The sequence below is a fragment of the Pseudomonas sp. TMW22091 genome (genome assembly GCF_022496705.1).
Taxonomy (GTDB): domain Bacteria; phylum Pseudomonadota; class Gammaproteobacteria; order Pseudomonadales; family Pseudomonadaceae; genus Aquipseudomonas; species Aquipseudomonas saxonica.
Window position 1 is genome coordinate 297,690 of record NZ_SCFI01000004.1, and the last position, 25,939, is coordinate 323,628.

Annotated in this window: 23 protein-coding genes and 1 tRNA gene; 12 read left to right on the plus strand and 12 right to left on the minus strand. The window is 57.2% G+C overall.

Going from position 1 to position 25,939, the window contains the following annotated elements; genetic code table 11:
* The first annotated feature begins 1 nt into the window (after window position 1).
* The 3 genes from EQV93_RS10325 (at window position 2) to EQV93_RS10335 (ending at window position 2,927) form a co-directional block, all read left to right on the plus strand.
* Window positions 2-541 (plus strand): (2Fe-2S)-binding protein, encoded by a 540-nt coding sequence (locus EQV93_RS10325; protein WP_231984400.1) that lies wholly within the window; start codon window positions 2-4, stop codon window positions 539-541.
* 10 nt (window positions 542-551) lie between these two features.
* Window positions 552-1,847, plus strand: coding sequence for a cytochrome c (locus tag EQV93_RS10330; protein ID WP_240891507.1), 1,296 nt, complete (start codon window positions 552-554; stop codon window positions 1,845-1,847).
* 630 nt (window positions 1,848-2,477) lie between these two features.
* Window positions 2,478-2,927 carry a DUF2846 domain-containing protein gene (locus tag EQV93_RS10335; RefSeq protein WP_240891508.1) on the plus strand — a complete coding sequence of 150 codons (450 nt, stop codon included), beginning with the start codon at window positions 2,478-2,480 and terminating at the stop codon, window positions 2,925-2,927.
* A 181-nt stretch (window positions 2,928-3,108) separates the two neighbouring features.
* Here the strand turns inward: EQV93_RS10335 and EQV93_RS10340 are convergent.
* From EQV93_RS10340 to dapA, 5 genes are all read right to left on the minus strand, one after another.
* Window positions 3,109-3,198, minus strand: a tRNA-Ser gene (locus tag EQV93_RS10340).
* 92 nt (window positions 3,199-3,290) lie between these two features.
* Window positions 3,291-4,004, minus strand: a complete 714-nt coding sequence (gene purC / locus EQV93_RS10345) for a phosphoribosylaminoimidazolesuccinocarboxamide synthase (RefSeq protein ID WP_122781968.1) — start codon at window positions 4,002-4,004, stop codon at window positions 3,291-3,293.
* 28 nt (window positions 4,005-4,032) lie between these two features.
* Window positions 4,033-4,791, minus strand: coding sequence for an MBL fold metallo-hydrolase (locus tag EQV93_RS10350; protein WP_122781967.1), 759 nt, complete (start codon window positions 4,789-4,791; stop codon window positions 4,033-4,035).
* 6 nt (window positions 4,792-4,797) lie between these two features.
* Complete coding sequence (gene bamC / locus EQV93_RS10355) at window positions 4,798-5,913, minus strand: outer membrane protein assembly factor BamC (protein WP_122781966.1); 1,116 nt, start codon at window positions 5,911-5,913, stop codon at window positions 4,798-4,800.
* Window positions 5,914-5,930: 17 nt separating this feature from the next.
* Window positions 5,931-6,809 carry a 4-hydroxy-tetrahydrodipicolinate synthase gene (gene dapA / locus EQV93_RS10360; protein WP_122781965.1) on the minus strand — a complete coding sequence of 293 codons (879 nt, stop codon included), beginning with the start codon at window positions 6,807-6,809 and terminating at the stop codon, window positions 5,931-5,933.
* Between the two features lie 318 nt (window positions 6,810-7,127).
* On the opposite strand from dapA, the gene EQV93_RS10365 reads away from it, so the two are divergent.
* A complete protein-coding gene (locus EQV93_RS10365) occupies window positions 7,128-7,688 on the plus strand; it encodes a glycine cleavage system protein R (RefSeq protein ID WP_016780071.1) in 561 nt (186 codons plus the stop codon).
* 12 nt (window positions 7,689-7,700) lie between these two features.
* On the plus strand, window positions 7,701-8,174 hold the full coding sequence (locus EQV93_RS10370) for a peroxiredoxin (RefSeq protein ID WP_240891509.1): 474 nt from the start codon (window positions 7,701-7,703) through the stop codon (window positions 8,172-8,174).
* A gap of 196 nt (window positions 8,175-8,370) precedes the next feature.
* Here EQV93_RS10370 and queF read toward each other — a convergent pair whose 3' ends face one another.
* Window positions 8,371-9,201 carry an NADPH-dependent 7-cyano-7-deazaguanine reductase QueF gene (queF, locus tag EQV93_RS10375; RefSeq protein ID WP_146383846.1) on the minus strand — a complete coding sequence of 277 codons (831 nt, stop codon included), beginning with the start codon at window positions 9,199-9,201 and terminating at the stop codon, window positions 8,371-8,373.
* A gap of 82 nt (window positions 9,202-9,283) precedes the next feature.
* Window positions 9,284-9,805: a copper-resistant cuproprotein CopI gene (gene copI, locus EQV93_RS10380; RefSeq protein WP_146383847.1), complete on the minus strand. Its 522-nt coding sequence runs from the start codon at window positions 9,803-9,805 to the stop codon at window positions 9,284-9,286.
* Window positions 9,806-9,952: 147 nt separating this feature from the next.
* On the opposite strand from copI, the gene EQV93_RS10385 reads away from it, so the two are divergent.
* A complete protein-coding gene (locus EQV93_RS10385) occupies window positions 9,953-10,633 on the plus strand; it encodes a heavy metal response regulator transcription factor (protein WP_122784063.1) in 681 nt (226 codons plus the stop codon).
* A complete protein-coding gene (locus EQV93_RS10390) occupies window positions 10,633-11,997 on the plus strand; it encodes a heavy metal sensor histidine kinase (RefSeq protein WP_272492594.1) in 1,365 nt (454 codons plus the stop codon). The genes EQV93_RS10385 and EQV93_RS10390 overlap by 1 nt, the downstream gene beginning before the upstream one ends.
* A gap of 106 nt (window positions 11,998-12,103) precedes the next feature.
* Here EQV93_RS10390 and EQV93_RS10395 read toward each other — a convergent pair whose 3' ends face one another.
* From EQV93_RS10395 to EQV93_RS10405, 3 genes are all read right to left on the minus strand, one after another.
* On the minus strand, window positions 12,104-13,348 hold the full coding sequence (locus EQV93_RS10395; RefSeq protein WP_122784061.1) for a lipoprotein-releasing ABC transporter permease subunit: 1,245 nt from the start codon (window positions 13,346-13,348) through the stop codon (window positions 12,104-12,106).
* Between the two features lie 61 nt (window positions 13,349-13,409).
* A complete protein-coding gene (gene lolD, locus EQV93_RS10400) occupies window positions 13,410-14,093 on the minus strand; it encodes a lipoprotein-releasing ABC transporter ATP-binding protein LolD (protein WP_167654225.1) in 684 nt (227 codons plus the stop codon).
* Between the two features lie 7 nt (window positions 14,094-14,100).
* Complete coding sequence (locus EQV93_RS10405) at window positions 14,101-15,351, minus strand: lipoprotein-releasing ABC transporter permease subunit (protein ID WP_122784059.1); 1,251 nt, start codon at window positions 15,349-15,351, stop codon at window positions 14,101-14,103.
* A 94-nt stretch (window positions 15,352-15,445) separates the two neighbouring features.
* Here EQV93_RS10405 and EQV93_RS10410 point away from each other — a divergent pair, with 94 nt between their 5' ends.
* Together EQV93_RS10410 and EQV93_RS10415 are read left to right on the plus strand one after the other, a co-directional pair.
* A complete protein-coding gene (locus tag EQV93_RS10410; RefSeq protein ID WP_240891511.1) occupies window positions 15,446-16,030 on the plus strand; it encodes a PilZ domain-containing protein in 585 nt (194 codons plus the stop codon).
* Window positions 16,031-16,066: 36 nt separating this feature from the next.
* The gene (locus tag EQV93_RS10415; RefSeq protein WP_146383850.1) at window positions 16,067-16,789 is read left to right on the plus strand and encodes a glycerophosphodiester phosphodiesterase; all 723 of its coding nucleotides are present in this window, start codon (window positions 16,067-16,069) and stop codon (window positions 16,787-16,789) included.
* 42 nt (window positions 16,790-16,831) lie between these two features.
* On the opposite strand, the gene sthA is transcribed toward EQV93_RS10415, so the two are convergent.
* Complete coding sequence (gene sthA, locus EQV93_RS10420) at window positions 16,832-18,226, minus strand: Si-specific NAD(P)(+) transhydrogenase (RefSeq protein WP_122784056.1); 1,395 nt, start codon at window positions 18,224-18,226, stop codon at window positions 16,832-16,834.
* Between the two features lie 278 nt (window positions 18,227-18,504).
* On the opposite strand from sthA, the gene EQV93_RS10425 reads away from it, so the two are divergent.
* Window positions 18,505-19,068, plus strand: coding sequence for a chalcone isomerase family protein (locus EQV93_RS10425; protein WP_240891512.1), 564 nt, complete (start codon window positions 18,505-18,507; stop codon window positions 19,066-19,068).
* A gap of 154 nt (window positions 19,069-19,222) precedes the next feature.
* Entirely contained in the window at window positions 19,223-20,521 is a 1,299-nt protein-coding gene (locus EQV93_RS10430) for an MFS transporter (protein WP_122784054.1), read from the plus strand.
* A 197-nt stretch (window positions 20,522-20,718) separates the two neighbouring features.
* Here EQV93_RS10430 and EQV93_RS10435 read toward each other — a convergent pair whose 3' ends face one another.
* Window positions 20,719-22,182: a glyceraldehyde-3-phosphate dehydrogenase gene (locus EQV93_RS10435; protein WP_122784053.1), complete on the minus strand. Its 1,464-nt coding sequence runs from the start codon at window positions 22,180-22,182 to the stop codon at window positions 20,719-20,721.
* Window positions 22,183-22,469: 287 nt separating this feature from the next.
* Here EQV93_RS10435 and mfd point away from each other — a divergent pair, with 287 nt between their 5' ends.
* Entirely contained in the window at window positions 22,470-25,919 is a 3,450-nt protein-coding gene (mfd, locus tag EQV93_RS10440; RefSeq protein WP_240891513.1) for a transcription-repair coupling factor, read from the plus strand.
* The last annotated feature ends 20 nt before the right edge of the window (window positions 25,920-25,939 follow it).

Consider the following 25,939-nt stretch of genomic DNA (forward strand, 5'->3'; position numbering starts at 1 on the left):
TATTGAGAAACGCTCACTGACTCTCACGATAAATGGTCAGAAAGTGGGCCCGGTAGACGCACCCGTGGGCATGCCCATGATCGATTTCTTGCATGATCACCTTGATCTGACAGGCACTCGTTTTGGTTGCGGGCAAGGTATTTGCCATGCATGCACCGTCATGGAAATACAACCCGACGGGATCCCCATAGAGACGCGTACGTGCATCTTTGACGCCCATTTTTTCAATGGCAAAACGCTGATTACCATTGAAGGGCAAGCCAAGCGGGATGAGCATGGCGAGGTGAGCGACCTGACCCCGATTCAGCAGGCATTTATCGAGCACTTTTCATTTCAGTGCGGCTATTGCACGCCGGGTTTCGTTACCGCAGCCACCGTTTTTGTGGAGTCCTTAAAGCGCCAACCTGTAAAACGGGCCGACTTACAAAGTCGAATAGAAACAGCCCTCAATGACCACATCTGTCGTTGTACTGGCTATGTCCGTTACTACCAAGCCGTTCAGGACGTCGCGCTTAAGACGCCTGGCTGTGTAATCGACTAAGGAGCAGGCGATGAGACGTAATCGTTTACGCAATGGCTTGCTGGTTTTGGCAGTGGTAGTCGCTTTGATTGCTATCGCCATACTGCTGGGTCTGTTCCGCCCCTCCACCGTTGCACCGGGTGTAGAACAGCCATTGACTGAAGCGCAAATCCAGGAGTTGCTCCCACGTGGTCGTGAGCTGGCATTAGCCGGCAACTGCATGGGCTGTCACTCTTTGCCTGATGGGCCACGAGGTGCCGGCGGCGTACCCATTGGCACCCCCTTTGGCACGCTCTATTCGACCAACATCACGCCCGACAAAACTTTTGGGATAGGCAAGTACACACGTGAAGACTTTCATCGTGTGCTGCGTGATGGCATCGCACCCGGCAACAGAAATCTGTATCCGGGCATGCCTTTTGTTTTCACACACATCACGCGCCCTGAAGACATTGATGCCTTGTATGCCTACATCATGAATGTGCCGCCGATTGCAGAGCCCAACGTGGCTAACACCGGTGTGTTCAGGCTCCCGGTTCGACCCTTCATGAACTTTTGGGCATTGATCAACTTTCCAGACCGTCAACCGCCTGCACGGGAGGGAGCATCGGAACAATGGTTGCGCGGTGCCTATCTAGTGGAAGGCTTAGGGCATTGCGGTGCCTGCCATACGCCGCGAAATGTGACGATGGGTGTTTCGTTCTCACGCTCTTTAGAGGGTGGAGACGTAGTCGATGGCCTGGTTGTACCGAGCATCACCGCACACACCCTGGCAACACGCGGCTTCACCCCCTCCTCCTTGAGTCAGTATTTAGGTACAGGTGTGTCTGACCAAGGCACGGCTTTTGGCAGCATGTACACGGTCACCCACTTCTCTACCAGTGCAATGCAACCGGCAGATGTAGAGGCTATCGCGACCTACTTGATGACAGACAACGACGGCCAATTACTGACCCCAGCAAAAGGGCCTGAGCCACTGCCTGAGGCCACTGATCCTGCATTGCAGATCGGCCGACTGAGCTACATGTCCGCTTGTGCGGGTTGTCATGGTACCCAGGGCGAAGGAATCCCTAATGTGGCGCCTCCCATGAATGGCAATATTGCTGTACTCATGGACAGCCCGGTCAATTTGCTTACCGTTATCTTGCAGGGCATTCCCACACAAACGTTCGCGGGTAATCAGCGCATGTATGCCATGCCAGGGTTTGCGGATCGAATGAGCGCTGAAGAAGTTGCGGGGTTGGCCTCCTGGATGCGTGCTCAATGGGGACGCCAGGGCAAGGCCATTACAGCGGAGCAAGTTGAATCAATCGCCCCCGCCAAGTAGGCACATCTAAGCACAGCTACTGGCTAAGGCAACCTCCCCTTTCGGGAGATCAAACGCCAGTTTGGCTGTGCATTTTTTTGCCAGGGCGGTGGGGTATATACGTGAGTGTTCTGCTATCGCAAAGCTTGAGAGTGGTTGCTGGAAGATTGCTGCCCACCGTTCTCAGACTACTATTTGTATTACCCCAACCGTCACCCGCCTTTACCCTCGCGGCCATGTATTGCGCAACCCTGATTAGAGTGGACCATCAGCACGTACCTGCTACTGGCTTGTGGTGTTGAAAGAAGTCGGTACTTCCACACTCATACATGCTCGCTGCTGGAAACGTCTTTATTTCGCGCATCAATGCGAAATCATAGCTCGGAAGCCTGCGGCACAACGACAATATTCCAGCCTCAAGCACCTACTTTTCTGCCGTTGAAACCTTGATCGAAACCTGTCGCCAAGGGCTACAAACGGCGTCCTGCACGACCGGATATCTTCAGGTTCATTTCACGCTGATGCTATTCACCCAGCGTGATCAGGCAGTAAAACCGTGTGCCCTCTCATTCAAATATGTCAAAATGCCACTATCGGTGATCTGGAGTCGCCTCACATGAACGCTCAACCGCTGCACTACAAGGAATTTGAATGCGCACTCACTTTAAGTTGCTCGTCGCCGCCATTGGCCTAATCATCCTCACCGGCTGCGCATCCGTGCCAATGGGCGCCCCTGATGCAGACGCCAAACTCAAGACCTTCTCAGCGCCCCCACAAGATCAAGCCGGGCTGTACATTTACCGAGACAGCTTCGCTGGGCAGGGCTTGAAGAAGACAGTCACTCTTGATGGCGAGACAATTGGTGAAACAGCTAATCGCGTTTACTTCTACCGACTTGTAAACGCTGGTAGCCATAAGATTGGTACAGAATCGGAATTCAGCGATAACGTGATTAACCTGGTCGCGGTAGGTGGCAAGAATTACTACATCCGACAGTCAATAAAGATCGGCGTATTTGTAGGTGGTGCCAGTCTTACTGTGGTGCCTGAGGCTGTAGGTCAAGCCCACCTGCAAAAATGCGAGCTAGCCGCTTCGCAATAACGTCGCTGGATCATCCTGTGGGCACATTGACTGAGCTCATAGGACCCCCCCCCCATCGAATCACATAGCTGAACAAAAAGTGCCAGCTGGCTCGGATGGGGTATTGGGAGTGGTCAAATGCCGGAAACGAAAAAGCCCCCGCAATCATCAATGATTACGGGGGCTTCGTCTTGTTCAATAATGGCGGAGAGATAGGGATTCGAACCCTAGGTACTGTCGCCAGTACAACGGATTTCGAATCCGTCCCATTCGGCCACTCTGGCATCTCTCCAACGGCGCGAATAATAACAGCGGTTTTCGAATCTGGCAAAGCCTTATTTCAAAAAAACCGCGTGCTATCAGTTGCTTGCGCGCCTTTAAGGCTTAAAGCGGAACGCCGAGGCGCTGGGCAACCTCTTCGTACGCTTCGATCACGTCACCCAAGCCCTGACGGAAACGGTCTTTGTCCATTTTCTTGCCAGTGGCTTTGTCCCACAGGCGGCAGCCGTCCGGGCTGAATTCGTCGCCCAACACGATGCTGCCATCGTGGAATACACCGAACTCAAGCTTGAAGTCCACCAGCAGCAAGCCAGCGTCGTCGAACAGCTTGTTCAATACGTCGTTGACCTTAAGGGACAGTTCTTTCATGCGAACCAGTTGCTCGGCCGTGCCCCAACCAAATGCCACAACGTGGGATTCGTTGATGAACGGGTCGCCTTTGGCGTCGTCTTTCAGAAACAGCTCAAAGGTGTAAGGGTTGAGCTTCATGCCCTCTTCCACACCCAGGCGCTTGACCAGGCTACCGGCAGCGTAGTTACGCACAACGCACTCGACCGGAATCATGTCGAGTTTTTTCACCAGGCATTCGTTGTCGCCCAGCAGCTTGTCGAATTGAGTCGGCACGCCGGCTTCTTCGAGTTTCTGCATGATGAAGGCGTTGAACTTGTTGTTCACCATACCTTTGCGGTCGAGCTGTTCGATGCGCTTGCCGTCGAACGCCGAAGTGTCGTTACGAAACAACAGGATCAAGCGGTTTGCGTCGTCGGTGGTGTAAACCGATTTCGCTTTACCGCGATAGAGTTCTTCACGTTTTTCCATGATGGGCTCCGCATGCTAAGTAGGTGGGCTAGGCGATTGTGCGCCAGTCGAGCCCTGAATCTTGATCGGCCAGTTGCAGCCAGTCCGGGTCGCACCCAAGGGTGTCGACGAAACATTGCCGGGCCAGCTGCGGCAGGTTGTTCTTGCTGCTCAGGTGGGCCAACACCAAATGTTGCAGGTCTTGCCAGCCCAACTCGGCCACCAGGCTTGCAGCCTGGTGGTTGTTCAAATGTCCTTCCTGCCCGCCAACACGCTGCTTGAGAAAGGCAGGGTAATGGCCACGGGCAAGCAGGTCGCGGCAGTGGTTGGACTCGATCATCAGCGCGTCGAGGTTGCTGTAACTGGCCAGTACGCCAGCACAGTACGAACCCAGATCGGTCAGCAAGCCAAAACGCCGCTGACCATCACTGAAAACGTATTGCGTAGGCTCCTGGGCATCATGGGCAACCAGAGTCACGCTGATTTCCAGCGCGCCGATCTGCAAGGTCTCGCCACCCGCCACGTAACCGGCAGGCTCAATCGGTTTGCGCATCCCGCGCTGTGTGCCACGGCTCATGTACACCGGTAAATTGTAACGCCGAGACAGCAAACCCACGCCATGCACATGATCGGCATGTTCGTGGGTCACCAGAATCGCGCTCAGCTGGTGCGGGCTGACGCCCAACCGAACCAGGCGGCGTTCGGTCTCTCGCAACGAGAAACCGCAATCAACCAGTACATACGTGCTATCGCTGGCTATCAGCGTGCCATTCCCTTGGCTACCACTGCCGAGAACGGCAAAACGCATAAATGATCAGCCCAGGTTGTCTTGGATAACGCCCAACACTTTGCGAGCCACTTCTGGCGGTGCAACTTTGTTGATGTTTTCTTCGACAGTGACCTGCACGGTGTCGCCAACCTTGCTCAGACGAACCTGATAACGCTGCGCGCGCGCGTCCACTTCTTCCTTGTCCGGTTTGCTGCCGAAGAGACCGGAGATAAAGCCAGGCTTGTCATCCTTCTTCTCGGCTTTTTCGGCCAGGTTGATGTAGTACAGACCCAAGGTGCGGTTGATGTCTTCGACGCGCCACTCGCCCTGCTCCAGCGCACGACCCACGCTCGACCAGGCGCGGTCGAGGTCTTCGTTCAGGCTCAAGACCAGATTGCCGTTACCGTCTTCGCTCAGGCTGACGCGAGCCGGGGTGTCGAAATCACGTGCAGCCACCAGCGAAACCGAACTGCCCTTCTCGGCGTTACGGCTCATGCTGATCAGCATTTCGTCGACCAATGCCGCATCCAGACCGGTATTCACCGACCGCTGACCGAAATCAACATTGGCCGTGCTACCCGCTGGGCGATTGGCGCTGACGATGTAGATTTCGCTGGTATTGCGCTGAACGCCCGGCTCGATACGAACACGCAGGCGGGTTTCGCTGTCTGCCGACAGGCCGCTGCTGGCGATGTGCCGAGCCATTGGCTGCGACAGCTCGTCTGCACGCTGCCAGCTCGTGGTGAACTCGCCGGTTTGCGGACGCTGCTCGTCAATACGGAAACCGTTGTCCTGGAAGAACTGCATGGCCACCGGCCAGACTTCTGACGGCACGTGTTGCGCCATCACCCAACGGTTGTCGCCGCTTTTTTGCAGGGTGTAGTCACTGGCACTGGCAATCGCGCCCAATGGCTGCGGACGCGGCACCTGGAACTCGCCCTTGATGTTGTCATCGGGCACGTTGCTCGGGATCGGCAACAACGGCACCAGGCGTTTGTCTGTCACAACACCCGGCGGCAATTTCATCGGCGCGGTCTGTTGCGCCTCCAGGTAATCGCTGCCACGGTCACGGAAGTAACCTTCTGGACCCCACAGCCAACCGCAGCCGCTGGTGCTCGAAATAATCACGGCTAGTGCGGAAAGTCCGGCCAATCGCTTCATGCGTAGTGCTTCCTCAATTAAACCAAAACACCGGACTGGCGCAGAGCCTGACGCAGCGGTTCGTGGCAGGGTTCGCTGAGCCAGGTGAGCGGCAGACGGATACCGTCCGGCATCAGGCCCATCTCGTGCAGCGCCCATTTCACGGGGATAGGGTTGGATTCGATAAACAGAGTTTTATTGAGCGGCATCAGCTTTTCGTGAATCGCGCGAGCCTTGACGGCATCGCCCTTCATCGCGGCGGCACACAGGTCACTCATGTCGCGCGGGGCGACGTTGGCGGTCACCGAAATATTGCCCTTGCCGCCGAGCAGGATCAACTCGACTGCGGTGGCGTCATCACCGGAGTACACCAGAAACTCATCGCTCACACCGGCCAGAATGGCTGGTACACGCGTCAAATCACCCGTGGCTTCCTTGATGCCAATGATGTTTGGCACGGTGGACAGGCGAATAACGGTGGCTGGCAGCATGTCGCAGGCCGTACGACCCGGCACGTTGTAAAGAATTTGCGGGATATCGACTGCTTCAGCGATGGCCTTGAAATGCTGATACAAGCCTTCCTGGGTTGGCTTGTTGTAGTACGGAGTGACCAATAGGCACGCGTCGGCGCCAGCATCTTTTGCATTTTTGGTCAGTTCGATCGCTTCACGCGTCGAGTTGGCGCCCGTACCCGCGATAACCGGGATACGCCCTGCCACCTGTTTGACGACGAAACGAATCACTTCGATGTGTTCGTTCACATCCAGAGTTGCCGATTCACCTGTAGTGCCAACGGCAACAATGGCGTTGGTGCCCTCTTGCAGGTGAAAGTCAACCAGTTTGCTCAGAGCGTCCCAGTCAAGACGACCTTGTGCATCCATAGGTGTGACCAGTGCCACCATACTGCCCGCAATCATGCAACCGCTCCTGCCGGAAAAAGAGAGCCGTAATGGTACTGGCGCCTTGACCCTTGCACAAGCAACAGCGCGCCCGATGAGCATTCCCCTTCGCGCTGCTTTTCGCTACCCTTCATCCTTTGATTGGTACTGATGTGTGTGTGCGTGTGTTTTACAGGTCTTTCTGTAAGCGCCCAACGCCCTGCCCCCGCCCCTCCGGGACGTGTTTGCATACCGTGCAAACGGCCAGCAGGCGGGCCTTTGGAGCGCTTGGCACGGCCTGAATCAACTGCGCAGCCCATCCACCGTACCGACCGCTCATCGTTTTAGGAAGGCTGAATGTCCACCCCCACAGTTCGCGAACAATTCCTTGTCATCAGTGCCCTTGGCGCCAACCCAATGGAGCTGACTAACGTCCTGTGCCGCGCCAGCCATGAAAATCGCTGTGCCGTCGTGACCTCCCGCCTCACTCGCCATGGTGAATGCAGCGCGCTGGTGCTGGAAGTCACCGGCAGCTGGGATGCGCTGGCACGTCTCGAAGCCGGCTTGCCTGCACTGGCCAAAAAGCATGCTTTCAGCGTCAACGTGGTGCGCAGTGCTGCACTCGAAACCCGCCCTCAAGCGTTGCCTTATGTGGCGTATGTCAGCTCGGCCTACCGCTCTGACATCATCAACGAGTTGTGCCAGTTTTTCATGGACCACAATGTCGAGCTCGAAAACCTGACCTGCGACACCTATCAGGCACCTCAAACCGGCGGCACCATGCTCAACGCCACGTTTACCGTGACCCTGCCGGCTGGCGTACAAATCAGTTGGTTGCGTGACCAGTTCCTGGATTTCGCCGACGCGTTGAATCTGGATGCGCTGATTGAACCGTGGCGCCCACAAAACCCGATGTAAGGAAACATGACCATGACCGTTGCAATTGACCAACCCGTCAGCGATTTCGAGATTGCGGCTACTGGCGAGCAGACCGTCAGGTTGTCGGCTTTGAAGGGCAAACAGGTGGTGATTTACTTTTACCCCAAGGACAGCACGCCGGGTTGCACCACAGAAGGACAAGGCTTTCGCGATCACTATGCCGAGTTTCAGGCGGCTAACACCGAAGTCTTCGGTGTGTCGCGTGACAGCCTCAAGTCCCATGAGAACTTTAAGGCCAAGCAAAGTTTTCCGTTTGAGTTGCTGAGCGACAAGGACGAAGCCCTGTGCCAGCTGTTTGACGTGATCAAGCTGAAGAAGCTATATGGCAAGGAATACATGGGCGTGGATCGCAGCACCTTCCTGATCGACAAGGACGGTGTGCTGCGTCACGAATGGCGCGGCGTGAAAGTGCCGGGCCATGTCGAGGCGGTGCTGGAACAGGCCAAGGCGCTGAATAACGGCTGACCGACCGACCCTCACCCCAACCCTCTCCCAGAGGGAGAGGGAGAGGGAGCTTGATTGGCGGTGTTACGCAAATCTGCATTTGCCTGTAGCCCCCTCTCCCGGAGGGAGAAAGCTTGATTGGTGGCGTTACGCAAATCTGCTTTTGCTTTTAGTCCCCTCTCCCTCTGGGAGAGGGCTAGGGTGAGGGGCTCTTGACTTACTGACGCACCAACCGCACATTCTGGAACTCAGCCGTCTCAGTGCTGCGGTACGGGTTGATGTCCAGCCCGCCGCGTCGCACATAGCGCGCATATACGGTTAGCTTCTCGGGCTTGAGCAAGCGCTGCACGTCCAAAAAGATTCGCTCCACACACTGCTCATGAAAGTCCGAGTGCTGACGGAAGCTCACCAGATACGCCAGCAAACTGGCATGGTCGAGCGCTGCACCGCGGTACTCAACCACCACCGTGCCCCAGTCTGGCTGGCTTGTGACCGGGCAGTTTGATTTGAGCAAATGGCTGTATACGCTCTCTTCAATGACCCGCGACTCATCGCACTTCAACAATTCTGGACGCGGCTGTTCGTAATCACTGACCGTAATATCCAGATCATCAATGCAAACGCCCGGCAAAATACCCACACCATCAGCCTGAACGTCATCCAGGCTGCGTACGCGTACGCCTACAGGTTTACCTGACGCGGCTGACAAATCGGCGATCAAGGTCGCCTCGAGGGTGTGTTTATCGGCAAAAACGGTCTGATTGAGCGAGTTCAGGTACAACTTGAAGGATTTGGACTCGACGATATTCGGTGAGTCTGCGGCAAAGCAGAACTCGCCAATGGCCACCACCGGCTTGCCCGATGGCAATAACCACGAAAGCTCAAAGCAATTCCAATAATCCACCCCGACATACGGCAACGTGTCGGCGCTCAGGCCCAGCTCTGCCCATTTAGCCGCACGCGGGATAGGAAACAGCAAGGACGGGGTGTAGGTGCTGATGTATTCACTGGACTTGCCCAGCGGCGAGTGTTCGGCTGCGGGATGCATGGTAAAAAACCTGGCTAGAAAAACCCGACGATTCTATCGGGTTTAGACCAGGCTTTCAGCGCCCGCAGACGATCAGCCACTTTTAAGGTGCAACTTTTACCGCGCCAACCATGCCCGCCTGATAGTGACCCGGCACATTGCAGGCAAACTCAAGGTTATCGGTCTTGGTAAAAGTCCAGGTCAGCTCAGCCGTTTTACCGGGCGCCACCAACACGCTGTTGGGGTCATCGTGCTTCATTGCACCATGCCCCATGGCCGAATGGTCCATGCTCTCGTGACTCATTCCGGTCGGCGTAAGCATGCCGTTCTGCTGCATCTCGAGCATCTCTTTTTGATGCGCCGCGTGCATGGCAGCATGGCCCAGATTGAATTCATGCAGCAGCTGGCCTTTGTTGACCAGCACAAAGCGCACCGTTTCCCCGGCCTTGACGTCCAAAGATTTGGGACTGAACGCGATGTCGCTCATGTCCACCTCCACCGTGCGCGTAGCGCTGGCGGCAGGTGCTGGATGACCAAAATCCAATTGGCTTGCAGGCGACGCCATCACCGGCAAACTTAACGCCAACCAGCACCCAGCCAGAGACAAACCGCTACGAATACGCATACTCACTCCCAGAACGCAAAATACTTAGCACCACTTTATCGACCGCTACTGGCATTCAACTGACCGCAAGATTACAAGTTTGTCAGATTGGACCTACATTCTCCGGCCCCATGTATAAGGCTGAGGATATTTTTGGATGAGCCACCCATGAAGCTGCTGATTGTCGAAGACCAGGCCAAAACCGGCCAATACCTGCGTCAGGGATTGAGCGAAGCCGGGTTTACCACCGAGCTGGCGGCAGACGGCATCATGGGCCAGCACCTGGCCCTGACCGGTGATTACGACCTGCTTATTCTCGACGTCATGTTGCCCGGGCGTGATGGCTGGCAAATTTTACACGCTGTGCGCAGTGCCGGGCTGGACATGCCCGTGCTGTTTCTGACCGCCCGCGATGCCGTCGAAGATCGCGTACACGGCCTGGAACTGGGCGCTGACGACTACTTGGTCAAACCTTTTGCATTCTCGGAGCTACTGGCTCGGGTGCGCAGCCTGCTGCGCCGTGGCAGCAGCACAACGCAAGAAACCAGCCTGCAACTGGCCGACCTGCGCCTCGATTTGATACGGCGCCGTGTCGAGCGCAACGGCCAGCGCATCGACCTGACCGCCAAAGAATTTGCCTTGCTCGAACTGCTGCTGCGCCGTCAGGGCGAAGTCTTGCCCAAATCTCTGATTGCGTCACAGGTCTGGGACATGAACTTCGACAGCGACACCAACGTCATCGAAGTGGCGATTCGTCGCCTGCGTCTGAAAATCGACGACAACCACGAACATAAGCTGATCCATACCGTACGCGGCATGGGTTACGTGCTAGAAGAGCGCGCCCATTGATGCCCCGCCTGTCACTGAGCAGTCGGTTGGCATTGCTGTTTGCCGCCTGCACCGCAGTGGTGTCGCTGTTGGCCGGAGTGCTGTTCGGCCGGGCCAGCGAGGCGCACTTCGCCGAACTCGACCAACAATTGATGGAGAGCCGTCTCGCCGTCCTGCGCAGCACATTGCAAAACGCCGACACCCTTGAACGATTCAAGCAGCGCTTGCCTGACCTGCTGGAGAACCTTCGCCAACAGCCTGACCTGACGATGCGAGTGCGCAGCCCTGACGGTGACGTCTGGTTTGACAGCTCTCAGAGTTTGCCGGATGTACTGCCCGCTCACCCCGGATTGGGAAGCCTGCAAATAAATGGCACGGATTACCGGGTACTCAACCCACTTCCTGACACAACTGGTGAACCACGTCTGACATTGCTGCTGGACATCACCCACCACCAACACTTCCTGCAACGCATGCAGCACCTGATATGGCTCACCGTCGGCCTCTCAGCACTGGCCACGGCGCTTCTCGGTGCGTGGGCGGCCCGTAGCGGCTTGCGACCCTTGCGCCGCATGAGCGCGATTGCAGCCAGCGTTTCGGCCGACTCCCTAAACGCCCGCCTGCCGCAGCAGGACATGCCTGCCGAACTGGCCGAACTGGCCGGGGCGTTCAATGCCATGCTGGAACGTCTGGATGATTCTTTTCAGCGACTGTCGGCGTTCTCCGCCGATATTGCGCATGAATTGCGTACCCCCCTGTCGAATCTGCTGACCCACACCCAAGTGACCCTGACCCGCCCCAGAAGCATTGACGAGTACCGCGAGACCCTGCACAGCAACCTTGAAGAGCTGCAATGGATGGCGCAACTGGTCAACGACATGCTGTACCTGGCCAAAGCTGATCATGGCTTGCTGGCACCGCGTCGCGAGCCGCTTGAGTTGGCCACGGAAGTGGATGCCCTGCTGGAATTTTATGCGTTGCTGGCAGAGGACTCGCAGATTGAACTCAGCCGCGAGGGTGACGGGCAAATAGTGGGTGACCGCAGCATGTTGCGTCGCGCCCTGTCCAACCTGCTGGATAACGCACTGCGCTACACGCCGACCGGGGGAGTCATCAAAGTGCTGATAGGGGCGTCGGCGACTGGCGTGCGCATTGTTATTGAAAACAGCGGCACCGGCATTCCCGCCGATTTGCTGCCGCGCCTGTTTGACCGGTTTTATCGGGCCGATCCGGCAAGGCGCGAAGGCAGCAGTGAGCATGCGGGGTTGGGTCTGGCGATCACGCAGTCGATCATTCGCGCCCATGGCGGGCAGATTCGAGCTGAGTCACAGGATGGGGTGACGCGGTTTGTGATTGAGCTGCCAGAAAAGCAACCCTCACCCTAGCCCCCTCCCAGAGGGAGAGGGAACTAAAAGCAAAATCCGATCTGCGCAATGCCACCCATCAGTCCCCTCTCCCTCCGGGAGAGGCGTGGTGAGGGACTTTCTGCGATCACGAATAACGCAACGCATGCGCCGGTTGAATTTTCGCCGCCCGGTACGCCGGATACAGTGTCGCCAAAAAGCTCAGCACAAAGCCCGCACCGCAAATCAACGCCACATCCGCGCCTTGCAATTCAGAAGGCAGGTTGCTGACGAAATACACGTCCGAACTGAAAATGTGTTGCCCTGATACCCGCTCCATCCAGCCCACCAGTTCGCTGACATTGAGCGCTGCAATCACACCCAGCACGCCGCCAATCAACGTACCGACAATGCCAATCACCGTGCCCTGCACCATAAAAATCGCCATGATCTGGCGCGGTGTGGCACCAATGGTGCGCAAGATGGCAATGTCCGCCCCTTTGTCATTCACCACCATGATCAAGGTGGCAATGATATTGAACGCCGCCACGGCAACGATCATGAGCAACAACAGACCAATCATGGTCTTTTCCATCTTCATGGCACTGAACAGACTGCCTTGGGTGTGAGTCCAGTCATCTGCTTTGTAATCGGCACCCAGGCCGGCCACGATCTGCTGCGAAACCTGGGGCGCCGCGTACAAGTCCTTGACCGCCAGACGCACGCTTTGCACCTGATTCGGCTCCCAGTGCTGAATGGCTGCCGCATCGGCCATATGGACAAGCCCCATGGTGCCGTCCAGCTCTGCCCCGACCTTGAAGATGCCCACCACGTTCAACCGCTGTAGACGCGGGGTAATCCCGCCCGGCGCGGTGCTGGCTTCGGGCACGATCAAGGTGATTTTGTCACCCACCGCCAGACGGAAGCGCCGCGCGGTAATGTCGCCCAGCACCACACCAAACTCGCCGGGCTTAAGGTCGTCGAGCTTGCCTTGCACAATATGCTGGGTGACGATCGACACCTTGCCTTCCTGCGCCGGATCGATGCCGCTGATCTGAATCGGCTGCATCGAACCCTTATAGGAAAGCATGCCGTCCATTTCGGTAAACGGCACCGCAGCGGTGACTTGCGGATTCTTCATCGCCGCCTGAGCCACTGGCCGCCAGTCATCAATAGGCTTGACGCCCACCACGGTGGCATGCGGCACCATGCCGAGAATGCGGTTACTCATTTCACGCTGAAAACCGTTCATCACCGACAACACCACGATCATCGCCAGCACGCCAAGGGCGAGGCCGATCATCGACGTCATGGAAATAAACGAAACAAAACGATTGCGGCGCTTGGCGCGGGTATAGCGCGTGCCGATAAAAATCGATAACGGTCTGAACATTCGCGGGCACCGTATGAAAATAAAAGACCCGACCCCAAAAAACGGCGTCGGGTTTGGCCGATCACATCGCGCTCAGGCGACCTTCTTGAAGGTGCAACACGCGGTCCATCTGCCGGGCCAGGCTCATGTCGTGAGTCACCACCAGAAACGCTGTGCGCATCGAGGTGCTGAGTTCAAGCATCAAGTCCTGAATGCCTTGAGCGGTATGCGAATCGAGGTTGCCCGTGGGCTCGTCGAGCATCACCAGCCCCGGTTTGTTGACCAGCGCACGGGCAATGGCCACACGCTGGCGTTCGCCACCCGACAGCTCGGCCGGCTTGTGCTCCAGACGATGGCCCAACCCCACACGGGTCAGCAACGCGGTGGCACGCTCGCGCGCCTCCGGGATCGGTGTTTTGCCGATTAACAGCGGCATGCAGACGTTTTCGAGCGCCGTGAACTCGGGCAGCAGGTGGTGGAACTGATACACAAAACCCAACGAGCGATTGCGCAACAGGCCGCGGGCCTTTTCACCCAGCGCTGAGAGTTCTTCACCCGCCAGCCACACGCTGCCGCTGGTGGGCGTATCGAGGCCACCGAGCAGGTTGAGCAAGGTACTTTTACCCGAGCCCGACGTACCGACAATCGCCACGCGCTCACCGGGATGCAGTTCGAGCTGCAAACCCGACAACACCACCACAGACTCCGGGCCTTCCTCGTAGGACTTGCCCAGGTCGCGGCAACTCAACACTGCTTGTTCTTTCATGCCCAACTCACTCATAACGAAGCGCCTGCGCAGGCTGGGTGCGTGCAGCACGCCAAGCCGGGTACAAGGTCGCGAGGAAACTCAGAACCAATGCTGCACCGCAGACCATCAACACATCCTGCGCTTGCAACTGCGAAGGCAGGTAGTCGATGAAATACACATCAGCATTGAGAAACTTGTGACCGATCAGCCCTTCAAGGGCCGAGATCGCAGCACTGACATTGAGTGCTGCAAGCATGCCCAGCACCGCGCCAATAGCCGTGCCGACCACTCCGATCACAGTGCCTTGCACCATGAAGATCGCCATGATCGTGCCCGGCGTCGCACCCAAGGTGCGCAGAATGGCGATGTCGCCTTTCTTGTCATTGACCACCATCACCAGCGTGGAAATGATGTTGAACGCGGCCACGGCCACAATCAGCAACAACAGTAAGCCAATCATGGCTTTTTCCATGCGAATGGCTTGATAGAGGTTGCCGTGGGTGCGAGTCCAGTCACGGGCGTAGTAATGGCTTTCACCCAACTGCTGGGCAATGTCCCAGGCTGCACGCGGCGCCTCGAACAGGTCGTTGAACTTCAACCGCAGGCCTTGCACCTGGTCAGGCTTCCAACGCTGCAAGCGCGCCAGATCCTGCAGGTTGGTGACACCCAGGTAGCCGTCAATTTCACCGGCACCCACATGGAAAATGCCCTGCACCGTGAAACGCTTCATGCGCGGGAACATCCCGGCAGGCGTTACGGTAACTTCCGGCGCAACGAAGGTCAGCTTGTCGCCGATGCCAACGCCCAGCTGTTTAGCGGCCTTGTCGCCTATCACGATGCCGAAACTGCCGGGGGTCAACGAATCGAGCTGCCCTTCAAGCATAAAGTGATCAATGATCGAAACCTTGCGCTCCTGCGCCGGGTCGATGGCATTGAGCAGCACTTTCTGCACATTGCCGTCATGGGTCAGCAGCCCTTGCATCTGGGTGAACGGCGCTACGGCCTCCACCTTGGGGTTTTGCTGAACCTTGGCGGCCAGGCTTTGCCAGTCGCTGATCGGTTGATCGCCGACGATGGTCGCGTGGGGCACCATGCCCAACACGCGGGTGCGCATTTCATGATCGAAGCCGTTCATCACTGATAACACCACAATCATGACGACCACGCCGAGGGCGAGTCCGATCATTGAAGTCAGAGAAATGAACGACACAAAATGATTGCGACGCTTTGCACGGGTATAACGCGTGCCGATAAATACGAAGAGAGGTCTGAACATGTCGGGGCTTGTTCGAGGGAAAAGAAGACGTCCTTGTGGCGAGGCCTGATAAGCAGCTTTACACTCAGACCACAGCCGCCATCATGGGTTCGCCATGTCGACATTAAATGAAGAAGATCGCCGCGAATACTACCGTATCGAGGATCTGATCGCACTGGAAATAACCCCGCTGTCGGGCTCCGACGCCGCGAGCGGCGAAGTGTTGCAGGATGCGTCACCATTGTTCAATTTGCTCAGCGAACTGCACCTCAGCGAATTCGAATCCCAGCACCTGCTGCGCCAGATCAGCGAACGTGACCGCACCCTTTCCAGCTACCTTAAAACACTCAATAAACGCGTAGATCTGCTCAGCCAGATTGTGGCGCAAACAGTGTTGGGCAAAATCGGTGAACTGCAACCGGTGAAGCTTTCAGAAGGTGGCATTGAGTTTCACCAGAAACAGCCATTGCCCGTGGATACCCATCTGTCTCTGAAGCTGGTGCTGATGCCCCAAGCGTTGGGTTTGCTGCTGCGTGCCCGCGTTGTCACGTGCCGTGCCGAAGATGAAGGTTACGTGATCGACACCGAATTCGAAGCCCTCAATGACACCCAGCGCCAGTTGCTGGCACGGTACATTTTGCAAAAACAGGCACAGGCACGCCGCCTCGCCCGCGAACAACACGAATCCGCAGCCGAGTAATCACTCAAGCTGCGCGCACCCTTATAAGGAGTACCTGTGACCCTGATTTATGGCCATCGCGGCGCCAAAGGCGAAGCACCGGAAAACACCCTCGCAAGCTTTGAGCAATGCCTCAAGCATGGCGTTCGTCGCTGCGAACTCGACCTGCACTTGTCCAAAGATGGCGAGCTGATGGTGATTCACGACCCCACCCTCAAGCGCACCACTGACCGACGCGGCAAAGTGATCGAGCACACCGCAGCCGACCTGATGACCTATGACGCACGCAAAGGCGGCCCGGGCTGGTTGCAGCCTTGCCCGATCCCGAGACTGGAAGAACTGTTCGAAAAATGTAACTTCGAGCATTGGCAGCTTGAAGTCAAAAGTGCATCACGTACGCGGGCAGCCAGTACCGTGCTGGCGATTCGCGAGATGGCTGAACGTCATGGCTTGATGGACAAAGTCACCGTCACCTCCAGCTCCCGCGAAGTACTTAAAGCCGCACTGGAACTGACACCGGACTTGTCGCGTGGACTGGTCGCCGAATACGCCTGGCTTGACCCGATCAAGGTCGCACAAAGCTATGGCTGTGACCTGCTGGCATTGAACTGGACACTCTGCACCCCGGAACGTCTGGCCAAAGCCCAGCGTCAGGGTTTGCATGTGTCGGTATGGACAGTCAACGAACCTGCGCTGATGCGCAGGCTCGCTGATTTCGGCGTCGACAGCCTGATTACAGACTTTCCCGGTTTGGCCACTGCCACCCTTGGGAATGGCTGAAATCGGTCTCCCCGGCCGGCTCAGGCCACCGGCCGGAGCCGCTTAAAAAAGCCGGTTAAGGCCATCGTAAGCCGCTACCCGATAGGCTTCAGCCATGGTCGGGTAGTTGAACGTGGTGTTCACAAAATACTTAAGGGTATTGAGCTCGCCCGGCTGATTCATGATCGCCTGGCCGATGTGCACGATTTCTGAAGCCTGATAACCGAAGCAGTGAACGCCCAGCACTTCAAGGGTTTCACGGTGGAACAGGATTTTCAGCATGCCCTGAGGCTCACCGGCAATCTGCGCCCGCGCCATGCTCTTGAAGAACGCCTTGCCCACTTCATAAGGCACTTTGGCCTGGGTCAGCTCTTGCTCGTTCTTGCCGATGGAGCTGATCTCGGGAATGGTATAAATCCCGGTTGGCACGTCATTGACGAAGCGCCAGCTGCCGTTGTCGACGATGCTGCCAGCGGCCGAACGGCCCTGGTCGTGAGCAGCACTGGCCAGACTCGGCCAACCAATCACATCGCCTGCGGCGAAAATGTTTGGCACGGTGGTGCGGTAGTTTTCATCAACGGTGATCTGACCACGACCGTTGGGCTTGATGCCGATGTTCTCCAGCCCCAGCAGGTCAGTGTTACCGGTACGGCCGTTACACCAGAGCAAGGCGTCCGCCTTGATCTTCTTGCCGGACTTGAGGTGCAGGATCACGCCGTTTTCGACGCCTTCTACCCGCTCATATTCTTCGTTATGGCGAACGGTGATGTTGTTGTTGCTGAAGTGGTAGCTCAGCGCTTGCGAGATCTCGGAATCGAGGAAGCTCAGCAGTTGCTCGCGGTTATCCACCAGCTCAATCAACACCCCCAGACCACTGAAGATCGACGCGTATTCGCAACCGATCACACCTGCTCCGTAAACAATCAGCTTACGCGGTGTGTGGCCCAGACTGAGGATGGTGTCGCTATCGTAGATACGCGAGTGAGTGAAATCGATATCTGCCGGGCGATACGGACGCGAGCCGGTGGCAATAATGATTTGCTTGGCCATCAGGGTTTCGACAACGCCGTTGGTGCAGACCACTTCAATGGTTTGCTCATCGGTAAAGCTGCCGGTACCGAAGAACAGGTCGACACGGTTACGTGCGTAGTATCCGGTGCGCGAAGCCACTTGCTTGGAAATAACCTTCTCGGCGCTTTTCAGTACGTCCGGGAACGAGAACCAACGCGGCTCACCAATGGCCCGAAACATCGGATTGGTGTTGAATTGCATGATCTGGCGAACCGAGTGACGCAAGGCTTTGGACGGGATCGTGCCCAAGTGCGTGCAGTTGCCGCCAACCTGACGCCGGCTATCCACCATCGCCACCTTGCGCCCAGCTTTTGCGGCGTTCATTGCCGCACCTTCTCCTGCCGGGCCAGAGCCCAGTACCACTACGTCGTAGTTGTAGACAGCCATGCGTACTCCTCAGAACAGGCCGTGGCACCGCTTTGGGCACCTACGGCTAAATCATGTCGCGGTCAGCGCCATGAAAGATCAAAACGTGGGGCACAGTCTATAGAAGCCTGAACGCTGCGAACATTAACCCTTGGTCTGGTCGTTGGCTATTTTTGCATTCACTACACAATCAGCAACCATTCACCCTGACTTCCAGAAGGGTGAAGGGACTCAATGCACCCCACACACCTGTTAAAACTGACATAACCTCAAACAACCTATCGATCAGGATCGCCAGCATGCGTCAGTTGTTGATCGTTCTTTTATTAGCCTGCAGCGCCACCGCAGCGGCCGACGATGCCGCGCAGATAAAAGACGCCGCGTTCCCGGCGCTATGGCGCGATGGCTCTGTAGTCCTGCCGCGCCAAGGCCAAGTCGTGCTGACTTACCTATGGGCCGATATTTACGCTGCCGCGCTGTACACCGCGCCGGGCGTGACGCCTCAACAAGCGTTCGATCAGCAGCGCGACCTGCGCCTGGAACTGTTCTATCTACGCGACCTGAAACACAGCGATATCACCAAAGCTTCCGCCACCATCCTTGAGCGCCAACATCCGCCAACCGTATTGACCCCCCTCAAACCCGAGCTGAAAAAATTGCAAGACAGTTTCGGCGATATTAAACGGGGTGATCGCTTCGCCTTGAACTTCTCACCACAGCGCGGCCTGCACCTTGAGCGAAATGGCAGCGTCATTTTCACCAGCCAGAACCCGGCATTGGCCAAAACCTATCTCGGCATCTGGCTTGCGCCCGACGGCTTGCCCGAAAACCTGCGTAAGACGTTGATGAAACTTGCCCCCTGACCTGCCCTGTAGTCCCCACAACAGTTGCCTACATATTTTGATACACATATGGTTACAAAACTGTTGTGGGGAAAGCGAACGCCATGCCCTTGCAGTGCGGACAAGCAAAAAAACATGGATTACGCATAAAACAGATAACAGCGGGTGATTTCTGATGGCCTCCAGTACGGGCACGGGCAAGGCGATTTTTCGCGTTGTCAGCGGTAACTTTCTTGAGATGTTCGACTTTATGGTCTTCGGCTTTTATGCCACGGCCATCGCCAAAACCTTCTTCCCGAGCGAAAGCGCTTTTGCCTCACTGATGCTTGCCCTGGCGACTTTCGGCGCCGGTTTCCTGATGCGCCCTCTGGGTGCCATTTTTCTGGGTGCTTACATCGACCGCCACGGCCGCCGTAAAGGCCTGATCATTACACTGGCCCTGATGGCCATGGGCACAGTGCTGATTGCCTGTGTGCCGGGCTATTCCACGCTGGGCGTCGCCGCCCCCCTGTTGGTACTGTTGGGCCGTCTACTGCAAGGCTTCTCTGCTGGCGTTGAGCTGGGCGGGGTTTCGGTCTATCTGGCAGAGATTGCCACCCCGGGTCGCAAAGGCTTCTTCGTAAGCTGGCAGTCGGCCAGTCAACAAGCCGCGGTGGTGTTTGCCGGCTTGCTGGGCGTGGGCCTGAACCACTGGCTAAGTCCCGCAGAAATGGGCGAATGGGGCTGGCGCATCCCCTTCCTGATTGGCTGCATGATCGTGCCGGTGATCTTTGTCATCCGTAAATCCATGCAAGAAACCCCGGAGTTTGAAGCCCGCAAGCATCACCCCACGCTGCGCGAAATCGTGCGTTCCGTAGGACAAAACTTTGGCCTGGTCCTCGGCGGCATGGCCCTGGTGATCATGACCACCGTGTCGTTCTACCTGATCACCGCCTACACCCCGACCTTCGGCAAGGCAGAACTGAACCTGACGGATCTGCAAGCCTTGCTGGTGACCGTGTGCATCGGCCTGTCGAACTTCTTCTGGCTGCCGGTCATGGGTTCGCTGTCTGACAAGATCGGGCGCAAGCCACTGCTGCTGGGCTCGACTATTCTGGCCATTTTGACCGCCTACCCGGCCTTGTCATGGCTGGTGGCCAACCCAAGCTTCAGCCATTTGCTGATGGTCGAGTTGTGGCTGTCATTCCTCTATGGCTCGTACAACGGCGCAATGGTTGTCGCGCTGACTGAAATCATGCCGATTGAAGTACGCACCACCGGTTTTTCGCTGGCTTACAGCCTGGCGACCGCAACGTTCGGTGGCTTTACCCCAGCCGCTTGTACCTACCTGATCCATGTGCTGGATAACAAAGCGGCTCCCGGCCTGTGGTTGACTGGCGCTGCTGTGTTGGGCTTGATCGCAACCGTGGTGCTGTTTCGTGGCAATCAGCACCAACTGCGTACGGCGCAATCGGCAGTACCGGGTAACGCCTAACTCACGCTCCGTAGCACTGCCGCAGGCTGCGTCGGATTGCGCAGCGATCGTTAAGCCTGCGTTCGCGGTGTGTTTGAGAGAAGGTTTTGCGACGGTTTCACCGCCGGACGCAGCCTGCGGCAGCTGCTACAAAAGTAAATGACAGCACACACAAAAACGCCCCGACATGTCGGGGCGTTTTCAGTTGCTGCGGTTGCTTAGCGCGGGAACGCTGGCGGGTTAACCCCGGCCATGTCTTCCATCACACGCACTACCTGGCAGCTGTAACCGAATTCGTTGTCGTACCACACGTACAGCACAACGCGGTTGTCATTGCAGATAGTTGCTTCAGCATCCACCACACCGGCGTGACGCGAACCTACGAAGTCAGTGGACACAACTTCTTGCGAGCTCACGAAATCGATCTGCTTATGCAGATCGGAGTGCAGCGCCATGTGACGCAGGTACTCGTTCATTTCTTCACGAGTCGCCGGCTTCTCAAGGTTGAGGTTGAGGATCGCCATCGATACGTTCGGCGTAGGCACGCGAATCGCATTACCGGTCAGCTTGCCGGCCAGCTCAGGCAGAGCCTTGGCAGCTGCAGTCGCTGCACCGGTCTCGGTGATCACCATGTTCAGCGCGGCGCTACGACCACGGCGATCGCCTTTGTGGAAGTTGTCGATCAGGTTCTGGTCGTTGGTGTACGAGTGAACCGTTTCAACGTGACCGTTGACGATACCGAACTTGTCATTGACCGCCTTGAGCACCGGCACGATGGCGTTGGTGGTGCAGGAGGCCGCCGAGACGATCTTGTCGTCAGCAGTGATTTCGCCGTGGTTGATACCATGAACGATGTTTTTCAGCTTGCCCTTGCCCGGCGCGGTCAGCACCACACGGTCAATCCCAGGGCACTGCAAGTGCTGGCCCAGACCTTCGGCATCACGCCATACACCGGTGTTGTCCACCAGCAGTGCGTTTTCAATGCCGTACTGGGTGTAATCCACCTCGGTCGGATTCTTCGCGTAGATCACCTGAATCAGGTTACCGTTGGCGGTGATGGTGTTGTTTTCTTCATCCACCACAATGGTGCCGTCGAACGGGCCGTGAACCGAATCACGACGCAACAGGCTTGCGCGCTTGACCAGGTCGTTTTCGGCACCTTTGCGCACGACGATGGCACGCAGACGCAGGCCGTCGCCGCCACCGGTTTTTTCGATCAGGATGCGCGCCAGCAGACGACCGATACGACCGAAGCCGTACAGTACAACGTCGGTGCCTTTACGAGCTGCAGCATTCTGCTGACCCACGACATCGGCCAACTCATCACGAACGAACTGCTCGGCAGTACGCCCATTGCCCTCAGCCTTGAACTTGACGGCCAGCTTGCCCAGGTCTACCGAAGCAGCGCCGAGCTTGAGCTCGCTCATTGCTTTGAGCAGCGGGAAAGTATCGTGCACGGACAATTCAATGTCATCGGACTGACGGTGGCGAGCAAAGCGGTGCGCTTTAAGAATCGCAATGACTGAACGGTTGATCAGGCTGCGGCCATAGATCGAGCTCACCACGTTGTTATTGCGGTAAAGCTGGCCGATTAGCGGAATCATCGCTTCTGCGAGTGCTTCACGGTCGATCCATTCACCAAGACACTGGTCGGGCTTCTGAGTCACGGGAACCTTCCACATGTAGGGGCTGAAAAAAGGGGCTACATTATGCCGCCGTGCCCAAGCAGGGGCAATGCACGCCTGTCACACTCCATCACTGAAACGATTAAGCCCCAACGAATATAGGCGAAAAAAAATCTAAACCATCACTTTTCCCGGGTGAAATACCCTTGCGCTGCGCCTCTTTCGCCCCCATGTTCGTTCACACCCGCTGATTTCAATGGCGCTTAAAAGACGGTAACTGACAGCCAGCCCCTTGGCCCGTTACACTTGCCGACTTTGCCGCAACGCTTGGAGCTCAACCTTCCGTGCCCGTCCTGCGTCTACCGAAACTCCCTGCTACGGCAGGTAAACAGCACTGGAGCAACCTGCCCGGTGCCGCCCTGAGCCTGGCCATTGCCGAAGCCGCCAGCGCTGCCAAGCGCTTTACACTGCTGCTGACAGCGGACAGCCAAAGCGCCGAGCGTCTTGAGCAGGAATTAAGGTTTTTTGCGCCCGATTTGCCGGTGCTGCATTTCCCCGACTGGGAAACCCTGCCCTACGACCTGTTCTCGCCCCACCAAGACATCATTTCCCAGCGTATTGCCAGTTTGTACCGGCTACCCGAGCTGAGTCATGGCGTTTTGGTAGTGCCGATTACCACGGCCCTACATCGGCTGGCGCCAACCAAGTTCCTGCTCGGTAGCAGCCTGGTGCTGGACATCGGCCAGAAGCTGGACGTCGAGCAAATGCGCACCCGCCTCGAAGCCAGCGGTTATCGTTGCGTCGATACCGTGTATGAACACGGGGAATTTGCGGTACGCGGCGCGCTTATCGACTTGTTCCCGATGGGCAGCAAACTGCCCTACCGCATCGACCTGTTCGACGACGAAATCGAAACCCTGCGCACCTTCGACCCGGAAACCCAGCGTTCCATCGACAAAGTTGAATCGGTTCGCCTGTTGCCCGCCCGTGAATTCCCGCTACAAAAAGATGCCGTCACACGCTTCAAGGCACGCTTTCGCGAACGCTTCGATGTCGACTTCCGTCGCTGCCCGATCTTTCAAGACTTAAGCAGCGGGATTACACCCGCCGGCATCGAGTACTACCTGCCGTTGTTTTTCGACGAAACCTCGACACTGTTCGACTACCTGCCCGCAGACACCCAGGTGTTCTCGCTGCCTGGCGTTGAAAAAGCCTGCGAAAACTTCTGGTCGGACGTACGCAACCGCTATGAAGAACGCCGCGTAGATCCATCGCGCCCGTTGCTGCCTCCTGCCGAATTGTTTTTGCCGGTTGAGGACTGCTTCGCCCGCCTGAAAAACTGGCCCCGCGTGGTGGTCAGTCAGGACGACGTGGAGCCTGGCAGCAGCGGCGAGCGCTTTGCGGCTCAAAAGCTGCCCAATCTGGCGATTGAAGCCAAGGCCAACCAACCGCTGCACGCACTGGCAGGCTTTTTAGACCAGTTCGAGGGCCGGGTACTGTTTACGGCTGAATCGGCCGGCCGCCGTGAAGTGCTGCTGGAGCTGCTTGATCGCCTGAAACTGAAGCCTAAAACGGTCGATGGCTGGAGCGATTTCGTCTCCAGCAAACATCGCCTGGCAATCACCATCGCCCCGCTGGATGAAGGCCTGTTGCTGGACGATCCAGCGCTGGCCCTGATTGCCGAAAGCCCCTTGTTCGGTCAACGCGTCATGCAACGTCGGCGCCGCGACAAACGCGCCGACGCCAATAATGATGCGGTCATCAAAAACCTCACCGAACTGCGCGAAGGCGCCCCCGTGGTACACATCGACCACGGCGTGGGCCGCTACCAAGGGCTGGCCACCCTTGAAGTCGACAATCAGATCGCCGAGTTCCTGACCCTCGAATACGCCGAAGGCGCCAAGCTTTACGTGCCGGTGGCCAACCTGCACTTGATCGCTCGCTACACCGGCAGCGACGACGAACTGGCGCCACTGCACCGCCTGGGTTCGGAAACCTGGCAGAAAGCCAAGCGCAAAGCCGCCGAGCAAGTGCGTGACGTGGCCGCTGAACTGCTTGATATTTACGCCCGTCGCGCCGCCCGCGAAGGCTATGCCTTTGAAGACCCCAAGGCCGACTACGCAACCTTCAGCGCGGGTTTCCCGTTTGAAGAAACCCCCGACCAGCAAACCACCATCGAAGCCGTGCGCGCCGACATGCTGTCGCCCAAACCGATGGACCGCCTGGTGTGTGGCGACGTGGGCTTCGGCAAAACCGAAGTGGCCATGCGCGCCGCCTTTATTGCGGTACATGGCGGTCGTCAGGTGGCCATTTTGGTGCCCACCACCCTGCTCGCCCAGCAGCACTACAACAGTTTCCGCGACCGTTTCGCCGACTGGCCGGTACGGGTTGAGGTCATGAGCCGCTTCAAATCGGCCAAAGAAATCAACGCCGCTGTGGCCGATCTGGCCGAAGGCAAAATCGATATCGTCATCGGCACCCACAAACTGCTGCAAGACGACGTCAAGATCAAAAATCTGGGTCTGGTGATCATCGACGAAGAGCACCGCTTCGGGGTTCGTCAGAAAGAACAGCTCAAAGCCCTGCGCAGTGAAGTCGATATTCTGACCCTCACTGCCACGCCAATCCCGCGTACGCTGAACATGGCCGTGTCGGGCATGCGCGACCTGTCGATCATTGCCACGCCGCCGGCTCGTCGCCTGTCGGTGCGCACCTTCGTCATGGAGCAAAACAACAGCACGATCAAAGAAGCCTTGCTGCGTGAATTGCTGCGTGGCGGTCAGGTTTATTACCTGCACAACGATGTTAAAACCATCGAGAAATGCGCCGCCGACCTTGCTGAGCTGGTGCCCGAAGCCCGCATCGGTATTGGCCATGGGCAGATGCGTGAGCGCGAACTCGAACAGGTAATGAGCGACTTTTATCACAAGCGTTTTAACGTACTGATCGCCTCGACCATCATCGAGACCGGTATCGACGTGCCGAGCGCCAACACCATTATCATCGAGCGTGCCGACAAATTCGGCCTGGCGCAGTTGCACCAATTGCGTGGCCGTGTGGGGCGCAGTCACCACCAGGCGTATGCCTATTTGCTGACACCGCCACGCAAACAAATCACCGGCGATGCGCAAAAGCGCCTCGAAGCCATTGCCAACACCCAAGACCTTGGCGCCGGTTTTGTTCTGGCCACCAACGACCTCGAAATCCGTGGCGCGGGTGAACTGTTGGGCGACGGTCAAAGCGGTCAGATACAAGCTGTGGGCTTCACGCTGTACATGGAAATGCTCGAACGTGCAGTCAAGTCGATCCGCAAGGGCGAACAACCCAACCTTGACCAGCCACTGGGTGGCGGGCCGGAAATCAACCTGCGCGTCCCGGCCTTGATCCCCGAGGCCTACCTGCCCGATGTTCACGCACGGCTGATCCTTTACAAACGCATTGCCAACGCCAGTGACGAAGAAGGCCTTAAGGACTTGCAGGTTGAAATGATCGACCGCTTCGGCCTGCTGCCTGAACCGACCAAAAATCTGGTGCGCATCACCGCGTTGAAATTGAAGGCCGAGCAATTGGGCATCAAAAAGGTCGACGCTGGCCCCCAAGGCGGCCGGATCGAGTTTGCCTCCGACACCCCGGTTGATCCGCTGGTGCTGATCAAACTGATTCAGGGCCAACCCAACCGCTACAAGTTCGAAGGCGCAACCCTGTTCAAGTTCATGGTGCCCATGGAGCGTGCAGATGAACGCTTCAACACTCTGGAAGCGCTCTTTGAGCGCCTGACGCCGAAGGCTTCTTGATGGCTATTGAATGACACAGC

What these genes read in the sequence shown, in the direction of transcription:
- EQV93_RS10385 (WP_122784063.1), top strand. Translation starts at nt 9,953, where the DNA reads ATGAAGCTGCTGATTGTCGAAGACCAGGCCAAAACCGGCCAATACCTG.
- EQV93_RS10335 (WP_240891508.1), top strand. Translation starts at nt 2,478, where the DNA reads ATGCGCACTCACTTTAAGTTGCTCGTCGCCGCCATTGGCCTAATCATC.
- EQV93_RS10330 (WP_240891507.1), top strand. Translation starts at nt 552, where the DNA reads ATGAGACGTAATCGTTTACGCAATGGCTTGCTGGTTTTGGCAGTGGTA.
- queF (WP_146383846.1), bottom strand. Translation starts at nt 9,201, where the DNA reads ATGCATCCCGCAGCCGAACACTCGCCGCTGGGCAAGTCCAGTGAATAC.
- EQV93_RS10430 (WP_122784054.1), top strand. Translation starts at nt 19,223, where the DNA reads ATGGCCTCCAGTACGGGCACGGGCAAGGCGATTTTTCGCGTTGTCAGC.
- sthA (WP_122784056.1), bottom strand. Translation starts at nt 18,226, where the DNA reads ATGGCTGTCTACAACTACGACGTAGTGGTACTGGGCTCTGGCCCGGCA.
- EQV93_RS10365 (WP_016780071.1), top strand. Translation starts at nt 7,128, where the DNA reads ATGTCCACCCCCACAGTTCGCGAACAATTCCTTGTCATCAGTGCCCTT.
- EQV93_RS10405 (WP_122784059.1), bottom strand. Translation starts at nt 15,351, where the DNA reads ATGTTCAGACCTCTCTTCGTATTTATCGGCACGCGTTATACCCGTGCA.
- copI (WP_146383847.1), bottom strand. Translation starts at nt 9,805, where the DNA reads ATGCGTATTCGTAGCGGTTTGTCTCTGGCTGGGTGCTGGTTGGCGTTA.
- EQV93_RS10435 (WP_122784053.1), bottom strand. Translation starts at nt 22,182, where the DNA reads ATGTGGAAGGTTCCCGTGACTCAGAAGCCCGACCAGTGTCTTGGTGAA.
- dapA (WP_122781965.1), bottom strand. Translation starts at nt 6,809, where the DNA reads ATGATTGCGGGCAGTATGGTGGCACTGGTCACACCTATGGATGCACAA.
- EQV93_RS10425 (WP_240891512.1), top strand. Translation starts at nt 18,505, where the DNA reads ATGCGTCAGTTGTTGATCGTTCTTTTATTAGCCTGCAGCGCCACCGCA.
- lolD (WP_167654225.1), bottom strand. Translation starts at nt 14,093, where the DNA reads ATGAAAGAACAAGCAGTGTTGAGTTGCCGCGACCTGGGCAAGTCCTAC.
- purC (WP_122781968.1), bottom strand. Translation starts at nt 4,004, where the DNA reads ATGGAAAAACGTGAAGAACTCTATCGCGGTAAAGCGAAATCGGTTTAC.
- EQV93_RS10390 (WP_272492594.1), top strand. Translation starts at nt 10,633, where the DNA reads ATGCCCCGCCTGTCACTGAGCAGTCGGTTGGCATTGCTGTTTGCCGCC.
- EQV93_RS10410 (WP_240891511.1), top strand. Translation starts at nt 15,446, where the DNA reads ATGTCGACATTAAATGAAGAAGATCGCCGCGAATACTACCGTATCGAG.
- EQV93_RS10370 (WP_240891509.1), top strand. Translation starts at nt 7,701, where the DNA reads ATGACCGTTGCAATTGACCAACCCGTCAGCGATTTCGAGATTGCGGCT.
- EQV93_RS10350 (WP_122781967.1), bottom strand. Translation starts at nt 4,791, where the DNA reads ATGCGTTTTGCCGTTCTCGGCAGTGGTAGCCAAGGGAATGGCACGCTG.
- EQV93_RS10395 (WP_122784061.1), bottom strand. Translation starts at nt 13,348, where the DNA reads ATGTTCAGACCGTTATCGATTTTTATCGGCACGCGCTATACCCGCGCC.
- bamC (WP_122781966.1), bottom strand. Translation starts at nt 5,913, where the DNA reads ATGAAGCGATTGGCCGGACTTTCCGCACTAGCCGTGATTATTTCGAGC.